Annotated in this window: 19 protein-coding genes, 1 pseudogene and 1 riboswitch; of the genes and pseudogenes, 11 read left to right on the forward strand and 9 right to left on the reverse strand. The window is 72.2% G+C overall.

Annotation, left to right across the window (positions count from 1 at the left end; all coding sequences use genetic code 11):
• Window positions 1–42 precede the first annotated feature (42 nt).
• Window positions 43–1,155 (reverse strand): peptide chain release factor 2, encoded by a 1,113-nt coding sequence (gene prfB, locus FB554_RS09940; protein WP_142005814.1) that lies wholly within the window; start codon window positions 1,153–1,155, stop codon window positions 43–45.
• 58 nt (window positions 1,156–1,213) lie between these two features.
• Between prfB and FB554_RS09945 the strand changes: the two genes are divergently transcribed.
• The 8 genes from FB554_RS09945 (at window position 1,214) to FB554_RS09980 (ending at window position 10,110) form a co-directional block, all read left to right on the forward strand.
• The gene (locus tag FB554_RS09945) at window positions 1,214–1,828 is read left to right on the forward strand and encodes a nucleotidyltransferase family protein (RefSeq protein ID WP_142005815.1); all 615 of its coding nucleotides are present in this window, start codon (window positions 1,214–1,216) and stop codon (window positions 1,826–1,828) included.
• A 151-nt stretch (window positions 1,829–1,979) separates the two neighbouring features.
• A complete protein-coding gene (locus FB554_RS09950; RefSeq protein WP_142005816.1) occupies window positions 1,980–2,882 on the forward strand; it encodes an AAA family ATPase in 903 nt (300 codons plus the stop codon).
• Complete coding sequence (locus FB554_RS09955) at window positions 2,879–4,063, forward strand: vWA domain-containing protein (protein ID WP_236022361.1); 1,185 nt, start codon at window positions 2,879–2,881, stop codon at window positions 4,061–4,063. The genes FB554_RS09950 and FB554_RS09955 overlap by 4 nt, the downstream gene beginning before the upstream one ends.
• Complete coding sequence (locus FB554_RS09960; RefSeq protein WP_142005817.1) at window positions 4,056–5,198, forward strand: XdhC family protein; 1,143 nt, start codon at window positions 4,056–4,058, stop codon at window positions 5,196–5,198. The genes FB554_RS09955 and FB554_RS09960 overlap by 8 nt, the downstream gene beginning before the upstream one ends.
• Before the next feature lie 95 nt (window positions 5,199–5,293).
• Complete coding sequence (locus FB554_RS09965) at window positions 5,294–5,779, forward strand: (2Fe-2S)-binding protein (RefSeq protein WP_142005818.1); 486 nt, start codon at window positions 5,294–5,296, stop codon at window positions 5,777–5,779.
• The gene (locus FB554_RS09970; protein WP_142005819.1) at window positions 5,776–8,364 is read left to right on the forward strand and encodes a xanthine dehydrogenase family protein molybdopterin-binding subunit; all 2,589 of its coding nucleotides are present in this window, start codon (window positions 5,776–5,778) and stop codon (window positions 8,362–8,364) included. Before FB554_RS09965 ends, FB554_RS09970 begins: the two co-directional genes overlap by 4 nt.
• Window positions 8,361–9,218: an FAD binding domain-containing protein gene (locus tag FB554_RS09975; protein WP_142005820.1), complete on the forward strand. Its 858-nt coding sequence runs from the start codon at window positions 8,361–8,363 to the stop codon at window positions 9,216–9,218. The genes FB554_RS09970 and FB554_RS09975 overlap by 4 nt, the downstream gene beginning before the upstream one ends.
• A gap of 4 nt (window positions 9,219–9,222) precedes the next feature.
• Entirely contained in the window at window positions 9,223–10,110 is an 888-nt protein-coding gene (locus tag FB554_RS09980; protein WP_142005821.1) for an SRPBCC family protein, read from the forward strand.
• 214 nt (window positions 10,111–10,324) lie between these two features.
• Here FB554_RS09980 and FB554_RS09985 read toward each other — a convergent pair whose 3' ends face one another.
• On the reverse strand, window positions 10,325–11,143 hold the full coding sequence (locus FB554_RS09985) for a DeoR/GlpR family DNA-binding transcription regulator (RefSeq protein WP_142005822.1): 819 nt from the start codon (window positions 11,141–11,143) through the stop codon (window positions 10,325–10,327).
• Complete coding sequence (locus FB554_RS09990) at window positions 11,140–13,107, reverse strand: DUF5107 domain-containing protein (protein WP_142005823.1); 1,968 nt, start codon at window positions 13,105–13,107, stop codon at window positions 11,140–11,142. Before FB554_RS09990 ends, FB554_RS09985 begins: the two co-directional genes overlap by 4 nt.
• A 154-nt stretch (window positions 13,108–13,261) precedes the next feature.
• Between FB554_RS09990 and ngcE the strand changes: the two genes are divergently transcribed.
• The 3 genes from ngcE (at window position 13,262) to FB554_RS10005 (ending at window position 16,651) form a co-directional block, all read left to right on the forward strand.
• Complete coding sequence (gene ngcE, locus FB554_RS09995; protein WP_142005824.1) at window positions 13,262–14,686, forward strand: N-acetylglucosamine/diacetylchitobiose ABC transporter substrate-binding protein; 1,425 nt, start codon at window positions 13,262–13,264, stop codon at window positions 14,684–14,686.
• A 76-nt stretch (window positions 14,687–14,762) separates the two neighbouring features.
• Window positions 14,763–15,749, forward strand: coding sequence for a carbohydrate ABC transporter permease (locus FB554_RS10000; RefSeq protein WP_392423927.1), 987 nt, complete (start codon window positions 14,763–14,765; stop codon window positions 15,747–15,749).
• Window positions 15,746–16,651, forward strand: coding sequence for a carbohydrate ABC transporter permease (locus FB554_RS10005; RefSeq protein ID WP_142005825.1), 906 nt, complete (start codon window positions 15,746–15,748; stop codon window positions 16,649–16,651). The genes FB554_RS10000 and FB554_RS10005 overlap by 4 nt, the downstream gene beginning before the upstream one ends.
• Window positions 16,652–16,858: 207 nt before the next feature.
• Here the strand turns inward: FB554_RS10005 and thiD are convergent, their stop codons facing one another.
• The 6 genes and pseudogenes from thiD to FB554_RS10035 all read right to left on the reverse strand — a co-directional run bounded on the left by thiD (window position 16,859) and on the right by FB554_RS10035 (window position 22,978).
• Window positions 16,859–17,704: a bifunctional hydroxymethylpyrimidine kinase/phosphomethylpyrimidine kinase gene (gene thiD, locus FB554_RS10010; protein WP_142005826.1), complete on the reverse strand. Its 846-nt coding sequence runs from the start codon at window positions 17,702–17,704 to the stop codon at window positions 16,859–16,861.
• A gap of 83 nt (window positions 17,705–17,787) precedes the next feature.
• On the reverse strand, window positions 17,788–18,438 hold the full coding sequence (thiE, locus tag FB554_RS10015; protein WP_142005827.1) for a thiamine phosphate synthase: 651 nt from the start codon (window positions 18,436–18,438) through the stop codon (window positions 17,788–17,790).
• Window positions 18,435–19,264: pseudogene (gene thiM, locus FB554_RS10020) on the reverse strand (hydroxyethylthiazole kinase). Before thiM ends, thiE begins: the two are co-directional and overlap by 4 nt.
• Window positions 19,256–19,379: riboswitch (TPP riboswitch) on the reverse strand. Its footprint overlaps the pseudogene before it by 9 nt.
• 59 nt (window positions 19,380–19,438) lie before the next feature.
• On the reverse strand, window positions 19,439–21,130 hold the full coding sequence (locus tag FB554_RS10025) for a glycoside hydrolase family 13 protein (protein WP_142005828.1): 1,692 nt from the start codon (window positions 21,128–21,130) through the stop codon (window positions 19,439–19,441).
• Between the two features lie 46 nt (window positions 21,131–21,176).
• Complete coding sequence (locus FB554_RS10030; RefSeq protein WP_142005829.1) at window positions 21,177–22,055, reverse strand: carbohydrate ABC transporter permease; 879 nt, start codon at window positions 22,053–22,055, stop codon at window positions 21,177–21,179.
• The gene (locus tag FB554_RS10035; protein WP_142005830.1) at window positions 22,052–22,978 is read right to left on the reverse strand and encodes a carbohydrate ABC transporter permease; all 927 of its coding nucleotides are present in this window, start codon (window positions 22,976–22,978) and stop codon (window positions 22,052–22,054) included. The genes FB554_RS10030 and FB554_RS10035 overlap by 4 nt, the downstream gene beginning before the upstream one ends.
• Window positions 22,979–22,997 lie beyond the last annotated feature (19 nt).

Genomic DNA, 22,997 nt, shown 5'->3' on the forward strand with positions numbered 1-22,997 from the left:
GGGCCTCGCCACGCCGCGAAGGACGTACGACGGGGGGTCGGGTCAGGCGTCGGCGCGCTCCTGCGCGCGCTTCCAGCGCACCCCGGCCTCGATGAAGTCGTCGATGTCGCCGTCGAGCACCGCGTCGGTCTTGCCGACCTCGTGCTCGGTGCGCAGGTCCTTGACCATCTGGTAGGGGTGCAGCACGTAGGAGCGCATCTGGTCGCCCCAGCTGGCCTTGATGTCGCCGGCCAGCTCCTTCTTCTCCGCCGCCTCCTGCTCGCGGCGCAGCAGCAGCAGCCGCGACTGCATGACGCGCAGCGCGGCCGCCCGGTTCTGGATCTGGCTCTTCTCGTTCTGCATCGACACGACGGTGCCGGTCGGGATGTGCGTCATGCGCACGGCGGAGTCGGTGGTGTTGACCGACTGGCCGCCGGGGCCGGAGGAGCGGAAGACGTCGATCTTCAGCTCGTTCTCGGGGATGTCGATGTGGTCGGTCTGCTCGATGAGCGGCACCACCTCGACCGCGGCGAAGCTGGTCTGGCGGCGGCCCTGGTTGTCGAACGGGCTGATGCGCACCAGCCGGTGGGTGCCGGCCTCGACCGCGAGGTTGCCGTACGCGTACGGCACGTTCACCTCGAACGTCGCCGACTTCAGGCCCGCCTCCTCGGCGTAGGAGGTGTCCATGACCTTGGTCGGATACCCGTGCCGCTCCGCCCAGCGCAGGTACATCCGCAGCAGCATCTCGGCGAAGTCGGCGGCGTCGACCCCGCCCGCGCCGGCCCGGATCGTCACGACCGCCTCGCGCTGGTCGTACTCCCCCGCCAGCAGCGTGCGCACCTCCAGCTCGCTGACCGCCTTGCGCAGCGCCGCGAGCTCGCGGTCGACCTCGGTGAACGTCTCGGCGTCGTCCTCCTCCTGCGCCATCTCGACCAGCACCTCGACGTCGTCGATGCGCGAGTCCATGCCCTCGACGCGCTCCAGCTCGGCGTTGGCGCGCGACAGGCGGCTGGTGACCTCCTGGGCGTGCTCGACGTCGTCCCACAGGTCGGGGGCGGCCGACTCCTGCTCCAGCTCGGCGATCTGCGAGCGCAGGGTGTCCAGGTCGGTCACGTCGCGGACCGAGTCCATCGTCGTGCGCAGTGCCTTGATCTCGGCGGGATAGTCGTGAGCCACGGGAGGCAAGGGTACGCGCGTGCCCGGCTTTCCCCCGCATCCCCGGCAGGATGGGTGCATGGGTGCGGAGCGTGCGGGTGCCACCGTCGGCCTGCTGCTCGCCGCCGGCGCCGGCCGCCGGATGGGCGGCCCGAAGGCGCTGGTGCTCCTCGACGGGCAGCCGCTGGTGCGGCGCGGCGTGGACCTGCTGCTCGACGGCGGGTGCGCCGAGGTGCTGGTGACGGTCGGGGCTGCCGCCGATGACGTACGCCGGGCGCTGGGTTCGCCCGAGCACGTCACCGTGGTCGATGTGCCGGGCTGGGCCGAGGGCATGGGCGCCTCGCTGCGCGCCGGGCTGGAGGCGGCGCTGCGCGGCGAGGCCACGGTGGCCGTCGTGAGCCTGGTCGACCTGGTCGACGTGGACGCGCGGGTGGTGCGCCGCCTGGTCGACATCGCCGGTGGTGACGCGGGCGCGTTGGTGCGGGCGGCGTACGGCGGGGTCGGGGGTCACCCGGTCGTGCTCGGCCGGGCGCACTGGCCGGGCGTCGTCGAGGTGGCGACCGGCGACCGCGGCGCCCGCGACTACCTGCGCGCCCACCGCCCGCTGCTGACCGAGTGCGGCGACCTCGCGAGCGGCCGCGACGCCGACACCCCCGCCGACCTGCCGCACAACCCCCGAGATCGGCCGCACTGACAGCCCCGCGCGCCCCAGCACCGTCACAACCCCCGACATCGGCCGCACTGACACCCCCGCGCGCCTCAGCACCGTCACAACCCCCGATATCGGCCGCACGGGCCGAGGCCGAATGCCTGTGCGCGGCGCGCGCGTCGGCGATGCTGGTCGGATGCAGGACGTTCTCGCCGACGTCGACCAGGTGCGCAAGGTGCTCGCCGGCACCGGATACCTGGCCGACGAGGCCGTCGCCACCGTCACCTTCCTCGCGAGCGCGCTGAACCGTCCGCTGCTGCTGGAGGGTGAGCCCGGCACGGGCAAGACGGCGCTCGCCGAGGCGCTCGCGGCCGGGCTGGACGCCCCGCTCGTGCGGCTGCAGTGCTACGAGGGCATCGACGCCACGCAGGCCCTGTACGACTGGGACTTCCCGCGGCAGATCCTGCACCTTCGCGCGGTCGAGGCGCTGTCGCCCGGCGCGCGCGGCGACGGCGGGTCGGTCGAGGCGGTCGCGGCCGCGGAGGCCGAGCTGTTCGACGAGCGCTTCCTGCTCGACCGGCCGGTGCTGCGCGCGCTGCGCACCGCTCCGTGCGTGCTGCTGGTCGACGAGATCGACCGCGCCGACGACGAGTTCGAGGCGTTCCTGCTCGAGGTGCTCTCGACGTGGAGCGTGAGCATCCCCGAGGTCGGCACGGTGCGCGCGGCCGAGCCGCCGCTGGCGGTGCTGACCTCCAACCGCACCCGCGAGCTGCACGACGCGCTCAAGCGACGCTGCCTCTATCACTGGATCGACCACCCGAGCCTGGCGCGCGAGCTGGAGATCGTGCACAGCCGCCTGCCGGAGGTGTCCGACGCGCTGGCCGAGCAGGTCGTCACGCTCGTGCACCGCATCCGCGACCGCGGCGACCTGATCAAGTCGCCCGGCGTCGCCGAGACGCTCGACTGGGCCCGCTCGCTGCACGCGCTCGGCACCGACACCCTCACGGTCGAGACGGCCGCGGCGACGCTCGGAGCGGCCGTGAAGTACCGCGAGGACGCCGAGCAGGTCCGCCAGGCCCTCGACCGGATGCTGTCGTGACCCGCTCCTCCCGCACCTCCGCCCCGCTGCGCGACCCCGACCCGCTGCTCGAGGGAGCTGGGCCCGCCACCGAACCCTCCCCCACGACGGTGCTGCTCGGGTTCGCCCGGGCGCTGCGCGCCGCGGGGCTGCGGGTGACCGGCGACCGCGAGCGCACGTTCCTGCTCGCCACGGCCGCCGTCGGTCTCGCGGAGCGCGAGCAGGTCTACTGGGCCGGCCGGGCAGCCCTGACGTCCGGACCGAGCGACGCGACGACGTACGACCGGGTCTTCACGGCCTGGTTCGGCGCGGCCGGTCCGCGGCCGGTCGTGCGCGACGAGCGCCCCCGGCCACCGGTCGTGCAGGCGTCGCTCGCGACCGGTGACGACGTCGACGGCGGGGACGGTCCGGACAGCCTGCTCGGCACCGCCGCGAGCGACGCCGACGTGCTGCGCCACCGCGACGTCGCCACGCTGGCGCCACGCGAGAAGGCTTATCTGGCAAGGCTTTTCGGCTCCCTTCCGTTCCACCCGCCGACCCGGCCGTCGCGTCGCCGCACCCACCGCCGCACGGGCGCGGTCGACGGTCGCGCGACGCTGCGTGAGCAGCTGCGCAGGCTCGGCGAGCCGGGACAGGTGCGTCGGTCGCGCCGCCGCGTGCGCCCGCGCCCGGTCGTGCTGCTCATCGACGTGTCCGGCTCGATGGAGCCCTACGCCGACTCGCTGCTGCGGCTCGCGCACGCGATCACTCGCCGGGGTCGGGAGGCGGGCGGCCGGGTCGAGACGTTCACGCTGGGGTCGCGGCTCACGCACGTCACCCGGGCGATGCACGAGCGCGACGGCGACCGGGCGCTGATCACCGCGGGCGACCTGGTGCCCGACTGGTCCGGCGGCACCCGGCTCGGTCAGTCGCTGCAGGTCTTCCTCGACCGGTGGGGGCGGCGCGGCACCGCCCGCGGGGCGGTGGTCGTGATCTTCAGCGACGGGTGGGAGTGCCAGGACCCGCAGCTGCTGGGCGAGCAGGTGCGGCGGCTGAGCTCCGTTGCGCACCAAGTGATCTGGGCCAACCCGCACCGCGGCCGACCGGGGTACGAACCCGTGCAGGCTGGCATGGCGGCGGCCCTGCCCCATGTGCACGCGCTGGTCGCGGGCCACTCGTGGGCAGCGTTCGAAGAGCTGGGAGAGGTGATCGGCGATGCGTGACGTCCTGCCGGAGCTGGTGGGTTGGTGGCGCGAGGGGCGCACCGTGGGACTGGCGACCGTGATCGCCACCTGGCGCTCGGCCCCGCGCCAGCCGGGCGCGGCGATGCTGCTCGGGCCGCAGGGCGAGGCGGTCGGGTCGGTGTCCGGCGGCTGCGTCGAGGGAGCGGTCTACGAGCTCGCCGGCGAGGTGGTCGAGACGGGCGCGCCGCAGCTGCAGCGCTACGGCGTGAGCGACGACGACTCCCTGTCGGTCGGCCTCACCTGCGGCGGCATCCTCGACGTGCTCGTCGAGTCGGTGTCGCCGGAGTCCTTCCCCGAGCTCGGCGAGCTCGCCGACCTGGTCGACGCGGGCGAGCCGGTGGCGCTGGCGACCGTCGTCGAGCACCCCGACCCCGTGGTCGTCGGCCGGCGGGTCCTGGTGCGGCAGGACGAAGCCGACCAGCCGACCGCCTCGCTCGGCAGCGCACGGATGGACGCCGCGGTCGTCGACGACGCCCGCGGCCTGCTCGAGGCGGGGCGCAACGCGACCCTGGAGTACGGCCCCGACGGCGAGCGCCGCGGCGAGGGGATGCGGGTGTTCGTCAGCTCCTTCGCCCCCGCGCCGCGCATGATCATCTTCGGCGCGATCGACTTCGCGGCCGCGGCGGCACGCATGGGCTCGTTCCTCGGATACCGGGTGACCGTGTGCGACGCCCGCCCGGTCTTCGCGACCAGCACCCGCTTCCCCGACGCCGACGAGGTCGTCGTCGACTGGCCGCACCGCTATCTCGCGGCCGAGGCCGAGGCAGGACGCGTCGACGGGCGCACGGTGCTGGCCGTGCTCACCCACGACCCCAAGTTCGACGTCCCGCTGCTGGAGGTCGCCCTGCGCCTGCCCGAGGTCGGATACATCGGGGCGATGGGCTCGCGCCGCACGCACGACGACCGGGTCGCCCGGCTGCGCGAGGCGGGCGTGAGCGAGGACGAGATCGCCCGGCTGGCGAGCCCGATCGGGCTCGATCTAGGGGCGCGCACGCCCGAGGAGACGGCCGTGTCGATCGCGGCCGAGATCATCTCGCGCAGGTGGGGCGGGAAGGGCGCTCCGCTCACGCGTACGGCCGGTCCGATCCACCACGAGCACGCGTCGCCGGAGTGACCTACCCGATCGGGTCGGCTTGACCGGAATCTCTTGAAAGGTGATCTAGGTCACGCGAGGATCAGAACCCCACCAAGGCGCAGGAGGTCCTCCGCATGGCCAAGATCACCGTCCGCGTCGACGGGGTCGAGAACGTCGACGACGTCGAACCTCGCACCCTGCTCGTCCACTACCTGCGAGAGACGCTCGGGAAGACCGGGACCGTCGTGGGCTGCGACACCAGCAACTGCGGAGCCTGCACCGTGCACCTCGACGGACGCAGCGTGAAGTCGTGCAACGTGCTGGCCGTGCAGGCCGACGGGCACGAGGTCACCACGATCGAGGGCCTCGCCGAGGACGGCGAGCTGCACCCCATGCAGCAGGCCTTCCACGAGCACCACGCGCTGCAGTGCGGCTACTGCACGCCGGGGATGATCATGCAGGCGCTCGACGTGCTGCGCGAGAACCCGCGACCCGACGAGCGGGAGATCCGCGACGGCCTCGAGGGCAACCTGTGCCGGTGCACCGGCTACCAGAACATCGTCAAGGCGGTGGCCTCCGTGGCCGAGTCCGGTGCCGCCGCAGGGGGTGAGCGCAAGTGACCACCACCGAGGCTCCCCCGCAGGAGCAGCAGGGCAAGCCCAGCGGCGAGGTCGGGCAGGCCCGCCGCCGCAAGGAGGACCAGCGGCTGATCACCGGCCGCACCCGGTGGACCGACAACATCGTGCTCCCCGGCATGGTGCACATCGCGATGGTGCGCAGCCCGTTCGCCGCGGCGACGATCAGCAGCATCGACGTCGACGAGGCCAAGAAGAGCCCGGGCGTGGTCGGCGTCTGGACCGGGCGCGACCTCGCCGACGAGCAGGGCGGCCTGCCCTGCGCCTGGCCGATCACCGAGGACCAGAAGGCCCCGGTGCACGCCTCCGTCGCCGTCGACCGGGTCGCGTACGCCGGTGAGATCGTCGCGGTCGTCGCGGCACGCACCCCGGCCCAGGCTCGGGACGCGGCCGAGCTGGTCGACGTCGACTACGACGAGCAGGAGCCGGTGCTCGACCTGCGCCAGGCGGCGGCCGACGAGGGCGGCCTGGCCCACCCCGACCTCGGCACCAACGTCAGCGCCAACTGGGTGTTCGACTCGGCCGAGGCCGGCACGGGCGGCGACGTCGAGGAGGCCATCAGCAAGGCCCGCGACGGCGGCATCGTCATCGAGCGGGAGTACCGCCAGCAGCGGCTGGTGCCGGCCTTCATGGAGCCCCGCTCCGTCGCGGTCGACCCGACCGCCGAGCAGGTCGTCATGTGGTCGGCCACCCAGGTGCCGCACATCCTGCGCCTCATGCTCGCCATGACGCTCGGCATCGACGAGTCCAAGATCCGGGTCATCGCCCCCGACGTGGGCGGCGGCTTCGGCGGCAAGCTGCAGGTCACCCCCGAGGAGATCATCACCCTGCTCGTGGCCCGCCGCACCGGCAAGCCGGCCAAGTGGACCGAGACCCGCAGCGAGTCGCTGCTGTCGGCCCACCACGGACGCGACCAGTGGCAGAAGCTCACGCTCGCGGCCGACAAGGACGGCACCGTCACCGGCCTGAAGGTCGAGCTGCTCGCCGACATGGGCGCCTACCTCGGGCTGGTGACCCCGGGCGTACCCATCCTCGGTGCGTTCATGTTCAACGCGATCTACAAGTTCCCGGCCTACCGGTTCGACTGCACCAACGTCTTCACCAACAAGACCTGGACCGACGCCTACCGCGGGGCCGGGCGCCCCGAGGCGACGTTCGCGATCGAGCGGCTGATGGACGAGCTGGCCGCCGAGGTCGGCGTCGACCCGCTGGAGATCCGCGAGAAGAACTGGATCAAGCACGAGGAGTTCCCGTTCACCACGGTGTGCGGGCTGGAGTACGACTCCGGCAACTACGAGGCCGCCACCGACCGGGCGAAGGAGCTGTTCGACTACGACGCGCTCCGCGCCGAGCAGCAGCAGCGCCGCGAGCGCAAGGACCCGGTGCAGCTGGGCATCGGCGTCTCGACGTTCACCGAGATGTGCGGCCTGGCGCCCTCCCGCGTGCTGGGCTCGCTCAACTACGGCGCCGGCGGCTGGGAGTACGCCCAGGTGCGCATGCTGCCGACCGGCAAGGTCGAGGTCGTCACCGGGTCCAGCGCCCACGGCCAGGGCCACGAGACCGCCTGGAGCCAGATCGTCGCCGACCAGCTCGGCGTCGGGTTCGACGACGTGACCGTGCTGCACGGCGACACCACCAGCAGCCAGAAGGGCATGGACACCTACGGCTCGCGCTCGCTGGTCGTCGGCGGCCAGGCGGTGATCAAGGCGTCGCAGAAGGTCATCGAGAAGGCGCGCCCGATCGCGGCGCACATGCTCGAGGCGAGCCCGGACGACATCGAGTTCGAGCGCGGCACGTTCTCGGTCAAGGGCGCCGGCGAGGGCGCCAAGACGGTCGGCATCGGCGAGGTCGCGCTCGCGACGTTCGCCGCGCACGACCTGCCCGACGGCGTCGAGCCGAGCCTCGACTCCGACGCGACGTTCGACCCGGTCAACTTCTCCTTCCCGCACGGCACCCACCTGTGCGCCATGGAGATCGACACCGAGACGGGCGAGTCGACCATGCGCTCGTACGTCTGTGTCGACGACATCGGCAACATCGTCAACCCGCTCATCGTCGAGGGGCAGATCCACGGCGGGCTCGTGCAGGGCATCGCGCAGGCGCTGTGGGAGGAGGCGGTCTACGACGAGTCGGGGACGCTGGTCACCGGGTCGTTCGTCGACTACACGCTGCCGACCGCGGCCGACACGATCAGCTTCGTCACCGACAACACGGTCTCCCCCGCCACCTCCAACGACCTGGGCGCCAAGGGTGTGGGCGAGGCCGGCTGCATCGCCTCGACGCCCGCGGTGGTCAACGCGGTGGTCGACGCGCTGCGCCCGCTCGGCATCCACGACGTGCAGATGCCGTGCACGCCCGAGCGGGTCTGGCGGGCGATCCAGGAGGCCGAGCAGTCCGGGGCGCAGGCTGCCCAGGGCGCTGGCACCGTGGCCGGCGACGAGCCGACCACGCCCGACGCGCAGCCGCACTTCGAGGGCTCCGCGCCCAACCAGGACACCCCCGACCCCGGGCCCTCCGGTGGCGGGCCCACCGGCGATACCGGCTCTGCCGACCAGGGAGGTCAGCGATGATCCCGGCCAGGTTCGACTACGTCGCTCCGGCCACCCTCGAGGAGGCGCTGGCCGCGCTGGCCGAGCACGGTGACGACGCCAAGGTGATCGCCGGCGGACAGTCGCTGCTGCCGATCCTGCGGATGCGGCTCAACGCCCCCGAGGTGCTCGTCGACCTCGGCAAGATCACCGACCTGCAGGGCGTCACCGACGACGGCGACGCGGTCGTGGTCGGGGCGATGACGACGTACGCCGACCTGGTCCACGACCCGCTGCTGCGCGAGCACGCGGCGGTGCTGCCCGACGCCATCGCCGAGGTGGCCGACCCGCAGATCCGGCACCGCGGGACCATCGGCGGCGCGCTGGTGCACGCCGACCCGGCCGGTGACGTCGGCGCCCCCGTGCTGGCCCTCGACGCCGAGCTGGTCATCGCCGGCCAGGGCGGCGCCACGCGCACGGTCGCGGCCACCGACTTCTTCGAGGACCTGTTCACCACCGCAGTGGGCGACGACGAGCTGCTCACCCAGATCCGCATCCCGAAGCACACCGGGTGGGGCGCGCACTACGAGAAGTTCGTGCGGGTCAAGCACCAGTGGTCGATCGTGGCCGTCGCGGCCACCGTGCGCACCGAGGGCGACACCATCGCGGAGGCCGCGATCGGCCTCACCAACATGGGATCGACCCCGCTGCGCGCGACCGCCGTCGAACAGGCGCTGGTCGGCAGGGCCGCCGCCGACGACGCGATCCGCGAGGCCTGCGCGCAGGCCGCCGACGGCACCAACCCCCCGTCCGACCTCAACGGCGACTCCGACTACCGCAAGCATCTCGCCGGCGTGCTCACGCGTCGCGCCGTGCTCGCGGCCGCGAAGGGATGACCCCATGCAGCTGACGCACACCTTCACCGTGCCCGCCCCCGTCGACCGGGTCTGGGAGACGTTCACCGACCTGGAGCAGGTCGGCGGGTGCTTCCCGGGAGCGACGATCACCGAGGCCGACGGCGACGCCTTCAGCGGCAGCGTCAAGGTCAAGCTCGGCCCGATCGCGTTGGTCTACAACGGTTCCGGGCGGTTCATCGAGCGCGACGACCAGGCGCACACCGCGCGCATCGAGGCCAAGGGGAAGGACAAGCGCGGCAACGGCACCGCCGGCGCCGACGTGAACGTCACGCTCACCCCCGACGGCGACGGCACCCGCGCCGAGGTCGTGACCGACCTGGCGATCACCGGCAAGCCGGCCCAGTTCGGACGCGGCGTGATGCAGGACGTCAGCGACAAGCTGCTGCAGCAGTTCGTCAGCTGCATCGAGCAGCGCCTCGCCGACTCCGGCGCGGCCTCCGACTCCGGCGCCGGCGAGGCTGCCGGCGGGGCTGGCGGCGACCGGTCGACCAGGGCCACCGGGACCGCTGCCGCGGGAAGCACCGGCGGCGCGGCCACGACGACGGCGACCGCCGGCTCGTCCGGCGCCGGCGGCACGGCATCGGTGGCTGACGCCGCCGACGACGGCTCCAGCACGCCCGCCGACGCCGCCCGTGCGGCCGCAGCGGCCACGGCCGCCGGTGAACGTGCCCCCGCGGCCGCCGCCCCCCGGGCCACCCCGCCCCCGCCCAAGCACGCCGCCCCACCGGCCGACGACGCCATCGACCTCGGCAACGTCGCGCTGCCGATCATGCTGCGCCAGCTGGCGCCCTACGTCATCGGAGGCAGCCTCGGCATGCTCGCCGCGGCCGCGTTCCTGCGCCGCCGCGGACGCCGCCACGGGGGCCACTGACTCAGGCGACGCGCTCCGCAGATCGTGCGACGACGTACGAAATGCAGACGCCCGCCCCGGCACCCCGGCGACGCCTCGCTCAGATCGTGCACCAACGTACGAAATGCAGACGCCCGCCCCGGAATCCCGGCGACGCCTCGCGCAGATCGTGCACCAACGCACGAAATGCAGACGCCCGCCCCGGAGGCACCCAGCGGCCGACGTACGCCCGGGCTCAGACCAGCGTGACCTCGACACCGAGCTCGCGGATGCGCTCGACCTCCTCGGGGTCGGCCGTGTCGTCGGTGATGAGCTCGTGCACGTCGACCGTGGGGCAGATGCGGGCCAGGCTGCGACGGCCGACCTTGGCACCCGCGCCGACCACCACCACCCGCTCGGCCGCGCGCACCATCTCGGCGTTGATCGACGCCTCGCCGAGGTGCCGACAGGACACCCCCGCCTGCGCCGAGACCGCGTCGACACCGAGGAAGAGCCGCTCGACGAGCAGGTCGCGCAGGACCATCGAGGCGTACGGGCCGTGCAGCTCGTACGACTCCGGCCGGGCCTCCCCGCCGATGCAGATCGTGCGGATGTAGGGCCGCAGCACCAGCTCGGTCGCGATGTTCAGCGCGTTGGTCACCGTGGTGACCCCGCCCTCCTGCAGCTCCGCGCGCTGCGCCACGTGTCGCGCGACGGCGCTCGTGGTCGTGCCGCCGTTGAAGCCGATGACCGAGCCCGGGGTCACCGACGCGGCGGCCGCCCGGGCGATGCGCTCGCGCGGGTCGTCCTCGGCGAGGCGGTATCGCGCGGGCAGCTCGTAGGCCACCGAGGTCGCGACCACTCCCCCGTGCGTGCGGGTGGCCAGCTGCCGCGCCGCGAGCTCGCGGAAGTCACGCCGCACGGTCGCCGCGGACACGCCCAGCAGCTCCGAACCCTCCTTGACCGACAGCCGCTGCCGCACGGCGAGCACGTCGAGCAGCTGGCGCCAGCGGGTCTGCTGGTCGGGCTCGCTCGGGCCGGGCACGCCGGGTGCGTCGGGCTGGGCCGGGGTCATGACGCCTCCACGGGGTCGTCGCGGGACATCCGGAAGTCGAGCCGCTCGGGCACCGCCGTGCCCGGCGAGACCTGCCACCAGAGCTCGGCGGTCGCGTTGTCGCCCTCGGCCAGGTCGGCGACCTCGAGGTCGTCGAGCACGGCGCGGGCCCGGTCGGTGGCGCCGAGCCCGGCGAGCGCGGTGGCGAGGAGCAGTCGCGTACGTCCGTGCCGGCGGATCTCGTCGGGCAGCGCGGCCTCCACGTCGAGCACGCGCGTGAAACGGCCTGCGGCCACGAGCTTCTCGAGCCGCTCGGTGACGAGTCTGCGCTCGTGCGGCGCCAGCTCGAAGGCGCGCCGCAGGAGGTCGTCGGCCTCGTCGACGTCGTCGCTGAGCAGGGCCAGCCCGCGCAGCGCGACGGCGCTCGGCGTCACCGCGAGGCTGCGGCGATAGCCGTCACGAGCGCGCTCGGCGTCGCCGTCGAGGTGCGCGTGCACCGCCTCGGCGAACAGCGGCCACCAGCCGGCGTCGGGCCGCCCGGCCAGCGCCGAGACGGCCGACCGCCACCGGTTCGACACCCCCGGCAGCGGCGGGCGCAGGGGGTCGGCGTCGACCGGCTCCCCGGCCGCGAGCGGCAGCAGCGTCGCGCTGCCGTCGTCACCGGCACCGCGCGCGCCGGAGGCGGCTGCCGGGAACGGCATCCCGACCGGCGCCGAGGACCCGCGGAGCGTGAGCTCCGTTCTCCCCCAACCGGATCCGACGTGCAACGACTCACCGGGCTCGGCCTCGGCGACCTCGCGCAGCCACGTCGCGTGCAGCTGCTCGAGGCGCTCCGGAGAAGCCTGCTCGTGCACCGCGGCGCGGACCGCCTCGCTCGCCGCGGCATAGTCGCCGGCCACCACCTCGGGCGGCAGGTCGACCCCCGTGAAGCACTCGGTCCAGCTGATGCTGCCGCCGCCCGGCAGCAGGTCGTGCTCGAGCTGGGTGGCGCACACGCCGGCCTGGATCTCGGCGTAGCGACCGGCGTCGCCCCCGAGGTGGCGCTGCCAGCGCCGGCCGCCGGGCCCGCGCCCCCACAGGAACAGCTTGCGACCGCGCAGCGCGGCGGTGGAGGTCTGGGCGAACCCGCGCCCGTCGGGCTCGAACGCGGTGACGATCCGGCCGACCTGGTCCTCGACCTCGAAGAAGTAGTCGGCGGCGAAGTGCGACGCCGCCGGCCGGCTCACGTCGGTGTCGCCGAGGTCGCCGCCCGGCTGCGGCACCGGCACCTGGCTGAGCACCCCGCGGTAGTCGGTGCGCCAGGCGTGCGTGGCCGGCACCAGCACCCGGGTGCCGTCGGTCTCGGGCACGGCGATGTTGGTCCACCAGTACAGCGGCTTGTCCTCCGGGTCGAGGTTGACCAGCCGGGTCGCGGCCATCAGCCGCGGCCCGTCGAGCCACAGGTCGACCGAGAACGGGACGTCGCGGGTGCGCTCCCAGTCCCACAGCCGTACGCCCTCGCCGGACCCGTCCGGCGCCGGCACCACCGCCGCGTGCATCGGCTCGGTGGTCAGCGTGGTGTGCCCGAACGACCCGAAGTTCCACTCGATCCCGCCGGCGAACCAGGCGTCGGACAGGCCGAACGCGGCGAACCGCAGCTGGTCGGGGACGTACAGCAGCTCACGGCCGCGGGTCAGATCCACGAACGACCAGACGCGGCCGCCGAGCGTCGGCAGGATGGTGACCCGCGCCTGGTCGTTGGCCAGCACGACGCCCGGGAGGCGCAGCGGGTGCGCCCCGCGGTCGTAGTCGCTGCGCAGCCCGTAGGGCAGCGGGGTGGCGAGCCGGCCGCGCGCCACGCGCTCGCGCATCTGCGGCGGGGCGGCGGCGTCGACCTGCGGGAACGGCCGCGGCCGCACCGGCGCGTAGGCCGGCAACCGGCTCGGCGGGCCGAGCTGGGCGCCGGTGAGGCCGACTGTCGTGGCGCGCGCCGAAGCCTCCGTCATGTCACGAAACCTGATCGTTTCTGCGCGTTTTGTCAATGTCGTTGACAACTTCGATCACCCTAATCAGCATGGGTTCACCCCTGTGAGTTGGATCACAGCAGCCCCGTCCCGGGGCCTCGTGACTCACCCGGGCGCACGAGACGAGGAGACCTCGATGACCGTTCCTGGCAAGCACACCGACCGGCGCACCGTCCTGCGGCTGGCCCTGGCGACGGGTGTCGCGGTGCCCGCGACCGGGGCGCTCGCCTCGTGCGCCACCAGCGGAGGCGGCGAGGACGCGTCGTCCTCGCCGGCCCCGGGCGCCAGCGGCTCGGCCGACGCGAAGAACCCCTTCGGCATCGCCAAGGGCGCGACCGGCGAGGCGGTGATCTTCAACGGCGGCTACGGCTTCGACTACGTCACGTTCGCGGCGAACATCTTCAACCGCACCCACTCCGGCAAGTTCGGGGTCAAGCCCTCGACGCAGATCGCCCAGCAGCTGCAGCCGCGCTTCGTCGGCGGCAACCCGCCCGACCTGATCGACAACTCCGGCGCCAACTCGATCGGCCTGAACACCATCGTCGACCAGCTCGAGGACCTCTCCGACGTGTTCGAGGCCAACAACCTCGAGGGCACCAAGATCAAGGACACCCTCTACCCCGGGGTCGAGGCGCCCGGCACGGTCGGCGACAAGTTCGCCGCGATCAACTACGTCCAGACCATCTATGCGCTGTGGTACTCCGCGAGCCTCTTCGAGGCCAACGGGTGGACTCCCCCGAAGACCTGGGAGGAGGCGTACGAGCTCGGCGGCAAGGCCAAGTCGAAGGGCAAGTTCCTGTTCCTGTGGGGCAAGGAGGCCGCGACCTACTACCAGACCCTCGTCATCGGCTCGGCCATCAAGGAGGGCGGCGACGAGGTGCGCCTGGCGATGGACAACCTCAAGGAGGGCTGCTGGTCGCTGCCCGCCGTGCAGGGCGCCATCAAGGGCCTGGAGAAGATCGTCAAGGCCGGCTACGTCAAGCCCGGCGGCGGCGGCACCGCGTTCACCGCCGCGCAGGCGCAGTGGAGCCAGAACCAGGACGCCCTGCTCTACCCCTCGGGCTCGTGGATCGAGAACGAGATGAAGAAGCAGACCAAGGCCGACTTCAAGATGACCGGCTTCCCGGAGCTGACCGTGTCGAGCAGCCCGAAGATGCCCTACGAGACCTTGCACGCCGCGGCCGGCGAGCCGTTCATCGTGCCGAGCCAGGGCAAGAACAAGGCGGCCGGCAAGGAGCTGCTGCGCATCATGCTGTCCAAGGAGGCGGCGACCAACTTCGCCAAGACCCGCCTCGCGCCCACCATCGTCAAGGGCACCGTCCCCGACGACGGGTTCGGCTCGACCGCGCTGCAGTCGCAGACCAAGATGCTCACGGCCGCCGGCGACAACGTCTTCACCTGGAACTTCGTCGACCTCTACGGCACCAACCAGGACATGTTGGTCCCGTGGAACGCCTTCCTGTCCGGGCAGATCGATGCCGCCGCGCTCACCAAGCAGCTGCAGGGCATCACCGACAAGGTCCGCAAGGACCCCTCGGTGAAGAAGGTCGAGGTCAAGTGACGTCGCGCGCCCGGTCGCGCTCCCCCGAGCCGGCCGGGCGCCGCCGTCCCCGCAACTCCCGAGGGGGCAACCACACATGAGCGGTGCGCTCGTCCCGCCGCCACAGGCCACCGGCAAGGCGATGGGTCGCCCCGGCCGCACCCGGATGAAGCCCGGCCGGCTCGGCTTCGTCCTGGTGACGCTCGGCATCCCGCTGCTGTTCTACGTCGGTCTCGTCGTCTGGCCGTTCATCCAGGCGTTCGGCTACTCGCTGACCGACTGGCAGGGATTCTCGCCGGAGTTCCGGTTCATCGGGCTCGACAACTACGTCGCGCTGTGGAACGACGAGACCTTCCGAAAAGCGTTCCGCAACAACGTGATCCTGGCGATCGTGGTCCCGCTCGTCACGATCGTGCTGTCGCTGGCGCTGGCCACGATGCTCACCGTCGGCGGCTCCAGCTCGGGCTCGGTGCGCGGGCTCAACCGGTCCTCGTTCTACCGCGTGGTGTCGTTCTTCCCCTACACGATCCCCGCCATCGTCATCGGCCTCATCTGGGCGCAGAACTTCGACCCGTCCAACGGCCTGATCAACGCCTTCCTGACCACGATCGGCCTCGACGGGTTCGAGTCGTACGCCTGGCTCGGCGAGGTGCGCTCGGCCATGCCTGCGTCGATGTTCGTGATCATCTGGGGCTTCGTCGGGTTCTACACGGTGCTGTTCGTCGCGGCCATCAAGGGCATCCCGTCCGAGCTGTACGACGCCGCTCGCGTCGACGGCGCCGGCCGGTTCCGGATGACCACCACGGTCACCCTGCCGATGATCCGCGAGACCATGCAGACGGCGTACATCTATCTGGGGGTCCTGGCCCTCGACGCGTTCGTCTACATGCAGGCGCTCAACCCCAGCGGCGGCCCGCAGAACTCCACCCTCGTCATGCCGCAGGTGCTGTTCAACACCGCGTTCAAGAAGGGCCAGTTCGGCATGGCGAGCGCGATGGGCGTGGTCCTCGCGGTCACGACGCTGCTGTTCGCGGCGCTGGTGTTCCTCGCGTTCCGCCTGATCCGTGGGAGGTCCGACCGATGAGCCTGACCACCGACCGGCAGACCGGTTGGCCCGTCACCGAGGAGCAGCCGCCGAAGCGGCGGCAGGGCCCGAGCGGCAGCGACCGCGCCGTGACGATCACCTCGCACGTGATCCTCGCGCTGTGGTCGGCCATCGTCATCCTGCCGATGCTGTGGGTCTTCCTGTCCTCGTGGAAGACCACGAGCGAGATCTTCGAGTCGCCGCTGTCGCTGCCGAGCACGCTGTCGTTCGACAACTACGTCTCCGCCTGGAACGACTCCAACGTCGGTCGCTACATGCTCAACTCGGTGATCGTGGTCAGCTGCGCGCTGGTGCTCGTCATGATCCTGGGCTCGATGGCGGCGTACTCGCTGGCCCGGTTCGACTTCCCCGGCAACCGGTTCATCTACTACCTGATCCTCGCCGGCAACACGTTCCCGATCTTCCTCGCGATCGTGCCGCTGTTCTTCGTGCTGCGGAACATGGGGCTACTCAACACCCTCCCCGGGCTGATCCTCGCCTACGTCGCGTTCGCCTTCCCGTTCACCGTGTTCTTCCTCTACCCCTTCTTCAAGGGACTGCCGCACGAGATCTCCGAGGCGGCCGAGATGGACGGCGCCGGCGAGTGGCGCACCTTCTTCCAGGTCATGCTGCCGATGGCGCGGCCGGGCATCGCCGCCGTCGCGATCTTCAACTTCCTCGGCCTGTGGAACCAGTTCCTGCTGCCCGTCGCGCTCAACACCAACGAGCGCAACTACGTGCTCTCCCAGGGCATGGCCGGGTTCGCCTCGTCCGCGGGCTACGCCGTCAACTTCGGTGCGCTGTTCGCGGCCGTCGTCATCACCGTGGTGCCCGTGCTCGTCGTGTACGTCATCTTCCAGCGACAGCTGCAGGGCTCGCTCTCCCAGGGGATGCTGAAGTAGCCGCGCGCATCATGCCGGTCGAGTAGCCGCGAGGCCCACCGAGCCGGTCGAGTAGCCGCGAGGCCAACCAAGCCGGTCGAGTAGCCGCGAGGCCAACCAAGCCGGTCGAGTAAGCCGCGAGACCCACCAAGCCGGTCGAGTAACCGCGAGGCCCACCAAGCCGGTCGAGTAGCCGCGAGGAACGAGCGGCGTATCGAGACCCCGCCCTCACCACCACTGGTGGAAGTGGTGCACCGGCCCGGAGCCGTGACCGATCTGCAGGTCGCGCCCGGCCTCGAGCCCTGCCGTGAGGTAGGCGCGCGCGTCGGTGACCGCCCGCACCCAGTCGCCGTCGCGCTGCGGCAGCAGCGCCGCGATCGAGGCCGAGAGCGTGCACCCGGTGCCGTGCGTGTGCGGGGTGTCGACCCGCGGCTGGCGCAGCACGTGCTGCCCGTCGGAATCGGCGTAGACGTCGACCGCCTCCGGACCCGACCCGTGACCGCCCTTCACCAGCACCCGCGGGATGCCGAGCTCGAGCAGCGAATCCGCCTGTCGCTGCTGGTCTTCCAGCGACTCGGCGACCTCGGCGCCGAGCAGGACCGCCGCCTCGTGCAGGTTCGGGGTGACCAGGTCGGTGTGCGGTGCCAGACGGCGTACGGCATCGACCGCGTCGTCGTCGAGCAGCCGGCTCCCGCTCGTGGACACCATGACCGGGTCGAGCACGACCGGGCAGTCGAGCAGGTCGTCGACCGCCGCCGTCACGGCCTCGACGATCGGCGCGCTGGCCAGCATCCCGATCTTGGCGGCGTCCAGCCGCACGTCGTCGACGAGCGTCGCGACCTGCTCGCGCACGAACTCCGGCGGCACCGGGTGCACGCCCGTCACGCCCTGGGTGCTCTGCGCCGTGAGCGCGGTCAGCACCGCGCAGCCGTAGGCGCCCAGCGCGCTGAACGACTTCAGGTCGGCCTGGATCCCGGCGCCGCCCGACGGGTCGCTCCCCGCGATCGTCAGCGCGACCGGTGGACGCGAACCACCCTCGCCCGCACCCTGCGCTGCGCGCTCCTCGCCGCTCATACCTTCTGTCGCGCTCGGTCGCACTCCGCTCCGGGCGCGTGCTCGTCCCTCGCCCGCACCCTGCGCTGCGGGCTCCTCGCCGCTCATAGCGCGATCCCTGTCTCCCACGCCGCGCGCAGGCGGGTCGCCTCGCCGCGCGGGTCGAGGCGGCCGCAGATCGCGCTGACCACCGCGACGCCGGAGATGCCCGACGTGCGCAGCTGCGGGACCTCGTCGACCCCGATCCCCCCGATCGCCACGCTCGGCAGCTCGGTGGCGTGGGCGATCGTGCGCACCCCCGCGGGCAGCAGCGGCGGCACCGTCACCTGCTTGGTGGCCGTCGGCCAGGCCGGGCCGATGCCGAGGTAGTCGACCTCGCCCGATTCCGCTGCGGCACGGGCCTGCTCGACGGTCTGCACCGACTGCCCGAGCCACCGGTCGGGGCCGATCAGCTCGCGCGCCTTGACCGGGTCGAGGTCGTCCTGACCGACGTGCGCCCCCGCCGCGCCGATCTCCTCGACCAGGTGCACCCGGTCGTTGATCAGCAGCGGCACCCCGGTCGGGGCGAGCGCCGCGACCAGGTCGCGGCCGAGGGCCACGACGTCGGCGTCGGACGCGTCGGGCTCACGCAGCTGCACGAGCGACACTCCCCCGGTCGTCGCCGCCACGACGGTGTCGACGAGCCGCCCGCGACCGGTCAGCTCGCTGCTCGTGACCAGATACAGCGACAGGTCCGGGATCCCGCGCCCGCTCACGCCAGCACCACGCGGTCAGCGAGCGCGTCGGGCTCGAGCGCGCTGAGCTCGTCGAGCAGGTTGACCGCGAACGACCCTGGACCGCTTGCGGATTCGGCTGCGACGTCAGCGGCGACGGTGAGCGTCGCGGTCGCCGCGACGGCGGCGACGAACGGGTCGTCGGTGACACCGGCGTACGCCGACATCAGCGCACCCAGCGCGCAGCCCACTCCGGTGACCCTGGTCATCAGCTCGTTGCCGTGCGCACGCGCACGAGCCGGTCCTCGTGGACGATGTGGTCGACGGCGCCGCTGACCGCGACGACCGGGCCGGACAGCGACAGGCCGCGCGCGGGCAGGGTCGCCTGCTCCGGGGCGTCGAGCGAGTCGACCCCGCGGCCGCCTCCCCCGCCGGCCACCGCGAGCACCTCGCTGGCGTTGCCGCGGACGATGGCGGGCTTCCCCGACGACAGCAGCTCGTGCACCAGCGACGTGCGCCAGCGCAGCGAGCCCACCGCGACCGGGTCGAGCACCCAGGGGGTGCCCGCCTCGTCGGCGGCCCTGGCCGCCACCTTCATCGCCTCGGCGGTCGACTCGGTCAGCGTGCCGACGTTGATCAGCACCCCGTCGGCGACCGCGGCGAAGTCGCCGGCCTCGCGCGGGTTGTCCACCATCGCCGGCGCGGCGCCGACGGCGAGCAGCACGTTGGCGGTCCAGCCGGTGACGACGGAGTTGGTGAGGCACTGCACGAGCGGAGCCCGCTCGCGCAGCGCGGCGAGCGCCTCGGCGAGGTCGGCTGGGCCGACGTCCGCGCGGGTCGTGGTGGGCTCGGACTGGGTGGTCGACATCGTTGACGTCCCTTCGCTAGTACGACCTAGATCAGGTGCGACGGGTGTGATCTCAGCCGTGCCGAGCCGAGGCTCTCGCCTCTCCGTCCCGGGCACAGCACCCCGCGTCGTGTGTCCTCGACCCTAACCCGGGGGTGCGGCCTGCGCCTCACCCCCGGGTGGTCGTCCCACCGCTCAGACCGCGGTGCGCACCCAGGCGGTCGCCTCGCCCGGCAGCCGGCCGTCGACGAGCGGACGGGTGGTGAGCACCACCTCGCCCGCGGGGAGCTCGGCCGGCTCGGTGCCGAAGGTCGTCACCACGTGCCAGCCGCCGGGGCGCGAGAAGTGCAGCACGCCCTCGGGCGCGGGCTCCCAGGTGAGCTCCTCGTCGGTCTGCAGCTGCGCCCGCAGCGCCAGGGCGCGGCGGTAGAGCTCCAGCGGAGCCTCCGGGTCGCCCGACTGGGCCTCCACGGAGACCGCCCCGAACGACTCCGGCTGGGGCAGGTGCGCGGCCGAGCTGCCGAAGCCGTACGACGGGCCGGTGGTCGACCACGGCAGCGGCACCCGGCAGCCGTCGCGGCCGATCTGCTCGCCGCCGGTGCGCAGGAAGGTCGGGTCCTGGCGCCGGTCCTGCGGGATGGCCGCGACCTCTTCGAGCCCGAGCTCCTCGCCCTGGTAGAGGTAGGCCGAGCCGGGCAGCGCGAGCATGAACGCGGTCGCCGCGCGGGCCCGGCGCGCCCCGACCTGCGGGTCGATGGCCGGCGTGGTCCCGCCCGAGCGCAGCCACTCGTTCGCGAAGCGGACCATCACGTCGGCGCTGGCCGCGGTGTCCTTGCCCTGCAGCGCGTAACGAGTGGGGTGGCGCACCACGTCGTGGTTGGACAGCACCCACGTGGTCGACGAGCCCGAGGCCGCCGCCTGGGCCAGGTTGTCGGTGACGACCTCGCGGAAGGCCGTGGCGTCGAAGTCGGCCTCGAGCAGGTCGAAGTTGAACGCCTGGCCCAGCCCCTGCGGGCTGGCGTAGCGCGCCCGTCGCTCCGGCGTGGCGACCCACGCCTCGGCCACGGCCGTGCGCGGCGGGTCGTAGCTGTTCAGCACCTGCCGCCAGTCGGCGTAGATCTCGTGCACCTCGTCGCGGTCCCACATCGGGTGCTCGCCGGTGCCGGCCTCGAGCGCGAGCAGCTCGGCGTGGGTGGGCAGCTGCTCCGGCAGGTCCTTGGCGAGCCCGTGCGCGACGTCGACCCGGAACCCGTCGACCCCGCGGTCGCTCCAGAAGCGCAGCGTCGTGAGGAAGTCCTCGCGCACCTCCTGGTTGGCCCAGTTGAGGTCGGGCTGCTCGGGGGCGAAGTAGTGGTGGTACCACTGCCCGTCGCCCATCGGGTGCCACGCGGGGCCACCGAAGCCGGACTCCCAGTCCGACGGCGGCAGCTCGCCGTCCTGGCCGCGCCCGTCGCGGATGACGTAGCGGTCGCGGGCCGGCGACCCCTTCGGCGCGGCCAGCGCCTCCTGGAACCAGGCGTGCCGGTCGCTGGTGTGGTTGGGGACGATGTCGACGATGACCTTGATCCCGGCTGCGTGCAGCGCGGCGACCAGCTCGTCGAACTCCTCCAGGGTCCCGATGGTGGGGTCGACGTCGCGGTAGTCGTCGACGTCGTACCCGCCGTCGGCGAGCGCCGAGGGATAGAACGGGCTCAGCCACACGGCGTCGATGCCGAGCGTCTGCAGGTAGGGGACGCGGTCGATGATGCCGCGCAGGTCGCCGATCCCGTCACCGTTGGCGTCGGCGAAGCTGCGCGGGTAGATCTGGTAGACGCTGGCCTGGCGCCACCAGTCCCGGTCGCGGGGTCGCTGCGGGGTCGGCGCGGGGGCGGTGAGGGTGTCGGTCATGGACGGGCACGTTCCTTTCGGGTCGGACATGGTCGGTCGGAGGGGGCTACTTGATGGCGCCGCGCATGACGCCGGCGATGATCCAGCGCTGCCCGACGAGATAGCCGACGACGGCGGGGATCATGGCGAGGGCGTACGACGCGAAGGCCACGTTGATGTCGAGCGTCAGCGAGTTCTGGTAGGACGCCTGCACCACCGGCAGGGTCTGCTTCTCGACGTCGGAGATGATCAGCGACGGCATCATGTAGTCGTTCCACGAGCCGAGGAACGAGAAGATGCCGACCGTCGCGGCCATCGGCAGCAGCAGCGGGAAGACGATCTTGCGGAACACCTGGAAGGGCGTCGCGCCGTCCAGCGCCGCGCTCTCCTCCAGCTCCTCGGGCAGGTTGCGGATGTAGGCCGCGAACAGCAACGAGTTGAACGACAGCCCGAACATGATGTGCAGGATCGCCACGCCGAGCGGGTTGTCCAGGCCGAGCGCCGACATGAGCTTGATCTGCGGCAGCACGAGCACGACGAACGGGATGAACATCGCGCCGAGCAGGCTGATGAAGCACAGCCGGAAGAAGCGGAACTCCCAGTTGCGCACCACCGCCCAGGCGAACATCGACGGCAGGAAGATGTTGCCGGCGACCGCGATCGCGCTGATGAACACGCTCCAGCCGAAGGCCCGCGGCGCGTTGACCAGCTCCCAGGCGGTGGCGAAGTTGCCGAACGCCGGGTCGGTCGGCAGCGCGAAGCCCGCGCCGGCGTCGCTGTTGGCGCCGGACTTCAGCGCCATGGCGAGCACGAAGTAGAGCGGGACGAGCACCACCAGCGACCCGATCGCAAGGACCGTCGTCGGCAGCAGGCGGTACGGCCGTGGCGGGGCGAGCGGCGGCGGCTCGGTCCGCGCGTGGTCGGGACGCTCCAGCGTGGTGGTCATCTCTTGTCTCCCATCAGCTTGACGACGCCCAGCTGCAGCAGCGACAGCACGACGGTGACCAGGAAGAAGACCATGGCGTTGGCCGTGCCGTAGGCGATGTCGCTGGCCTCGACGGTGCGCACGATGCTCATCGCGATCGAGGTGGTGGCGCCGCTCGGGCCGCCGCCGGTGAGGCCGACGATGATGTCGTAGGCGTTCAGCAGGTTCTTCAGCCCGAGCACCGTGTTGATCACGACGAACGGCGCCAGCAGCGGCAGCGTCAGGTGGCGGAACTTGCCGAGCTCGGTGGCGCCGTCGAGCTCGCCCGCCTCGTAGACGTCGGAGCCGATCGAGGACAGCCCGGCGAGGTAGATGATCACCGTGCCCGGGAACGACGCCCACACGGTGACCAGGACCAGGCCGGTCCACGCCCAGGTCTCGTTGGTCAGCAGCCCCTCGCCGAGCGGGCCCCAGGTGATGATCTTGGGGATCGACTGGTTGAACAGGTACTGGAAGCAGTAGGCGACGACCAGCCCGGACAGCACCATCGGGATGAAGTAGATGCCCTTCCACAGGCCCGGCCAGCGCACCTTGGAGGTCAGCAGCACCGCGAGGTACAGCGAGACGGCGTTGAGCAGCAGGGTCGCGGTCGCCGCGTAGAGGAACGTGAACCGGTAGGACTGCTGGATGTTCGGGTCCTGGAACATCGAGACGTAGTTCGCGAGGCCGATGAAGCGCCACTCGCCGTAGCCGGCGTAGTTGGTGAAGCTGTAGAACGCGCCCTGCACCGCCGGCACGACGATGAACAGCCCGAACAGGATCATCGGCGGCACGACCATCAGGTAGTGCGTGAGCGAGGGCTTCTTGCGCGGCAGCTGCGGGTCGGCGTCGGGCAGCTGCGGCCGGGCCAGGTCGTCGGGGGTGATGGTGCTGGAGGACGTCATCGTGTCTGATCCCTCCTCG

This window comes from Barrientosiimonas humi (assembly GCF_006716095.1).
Classification (GTDB): Bacteria; Actinomycetota; Actinomycetes; order Actinomycetales; family Dermatophilaceae; genus Barrientosiimonas; species Barrientosiimonas humi.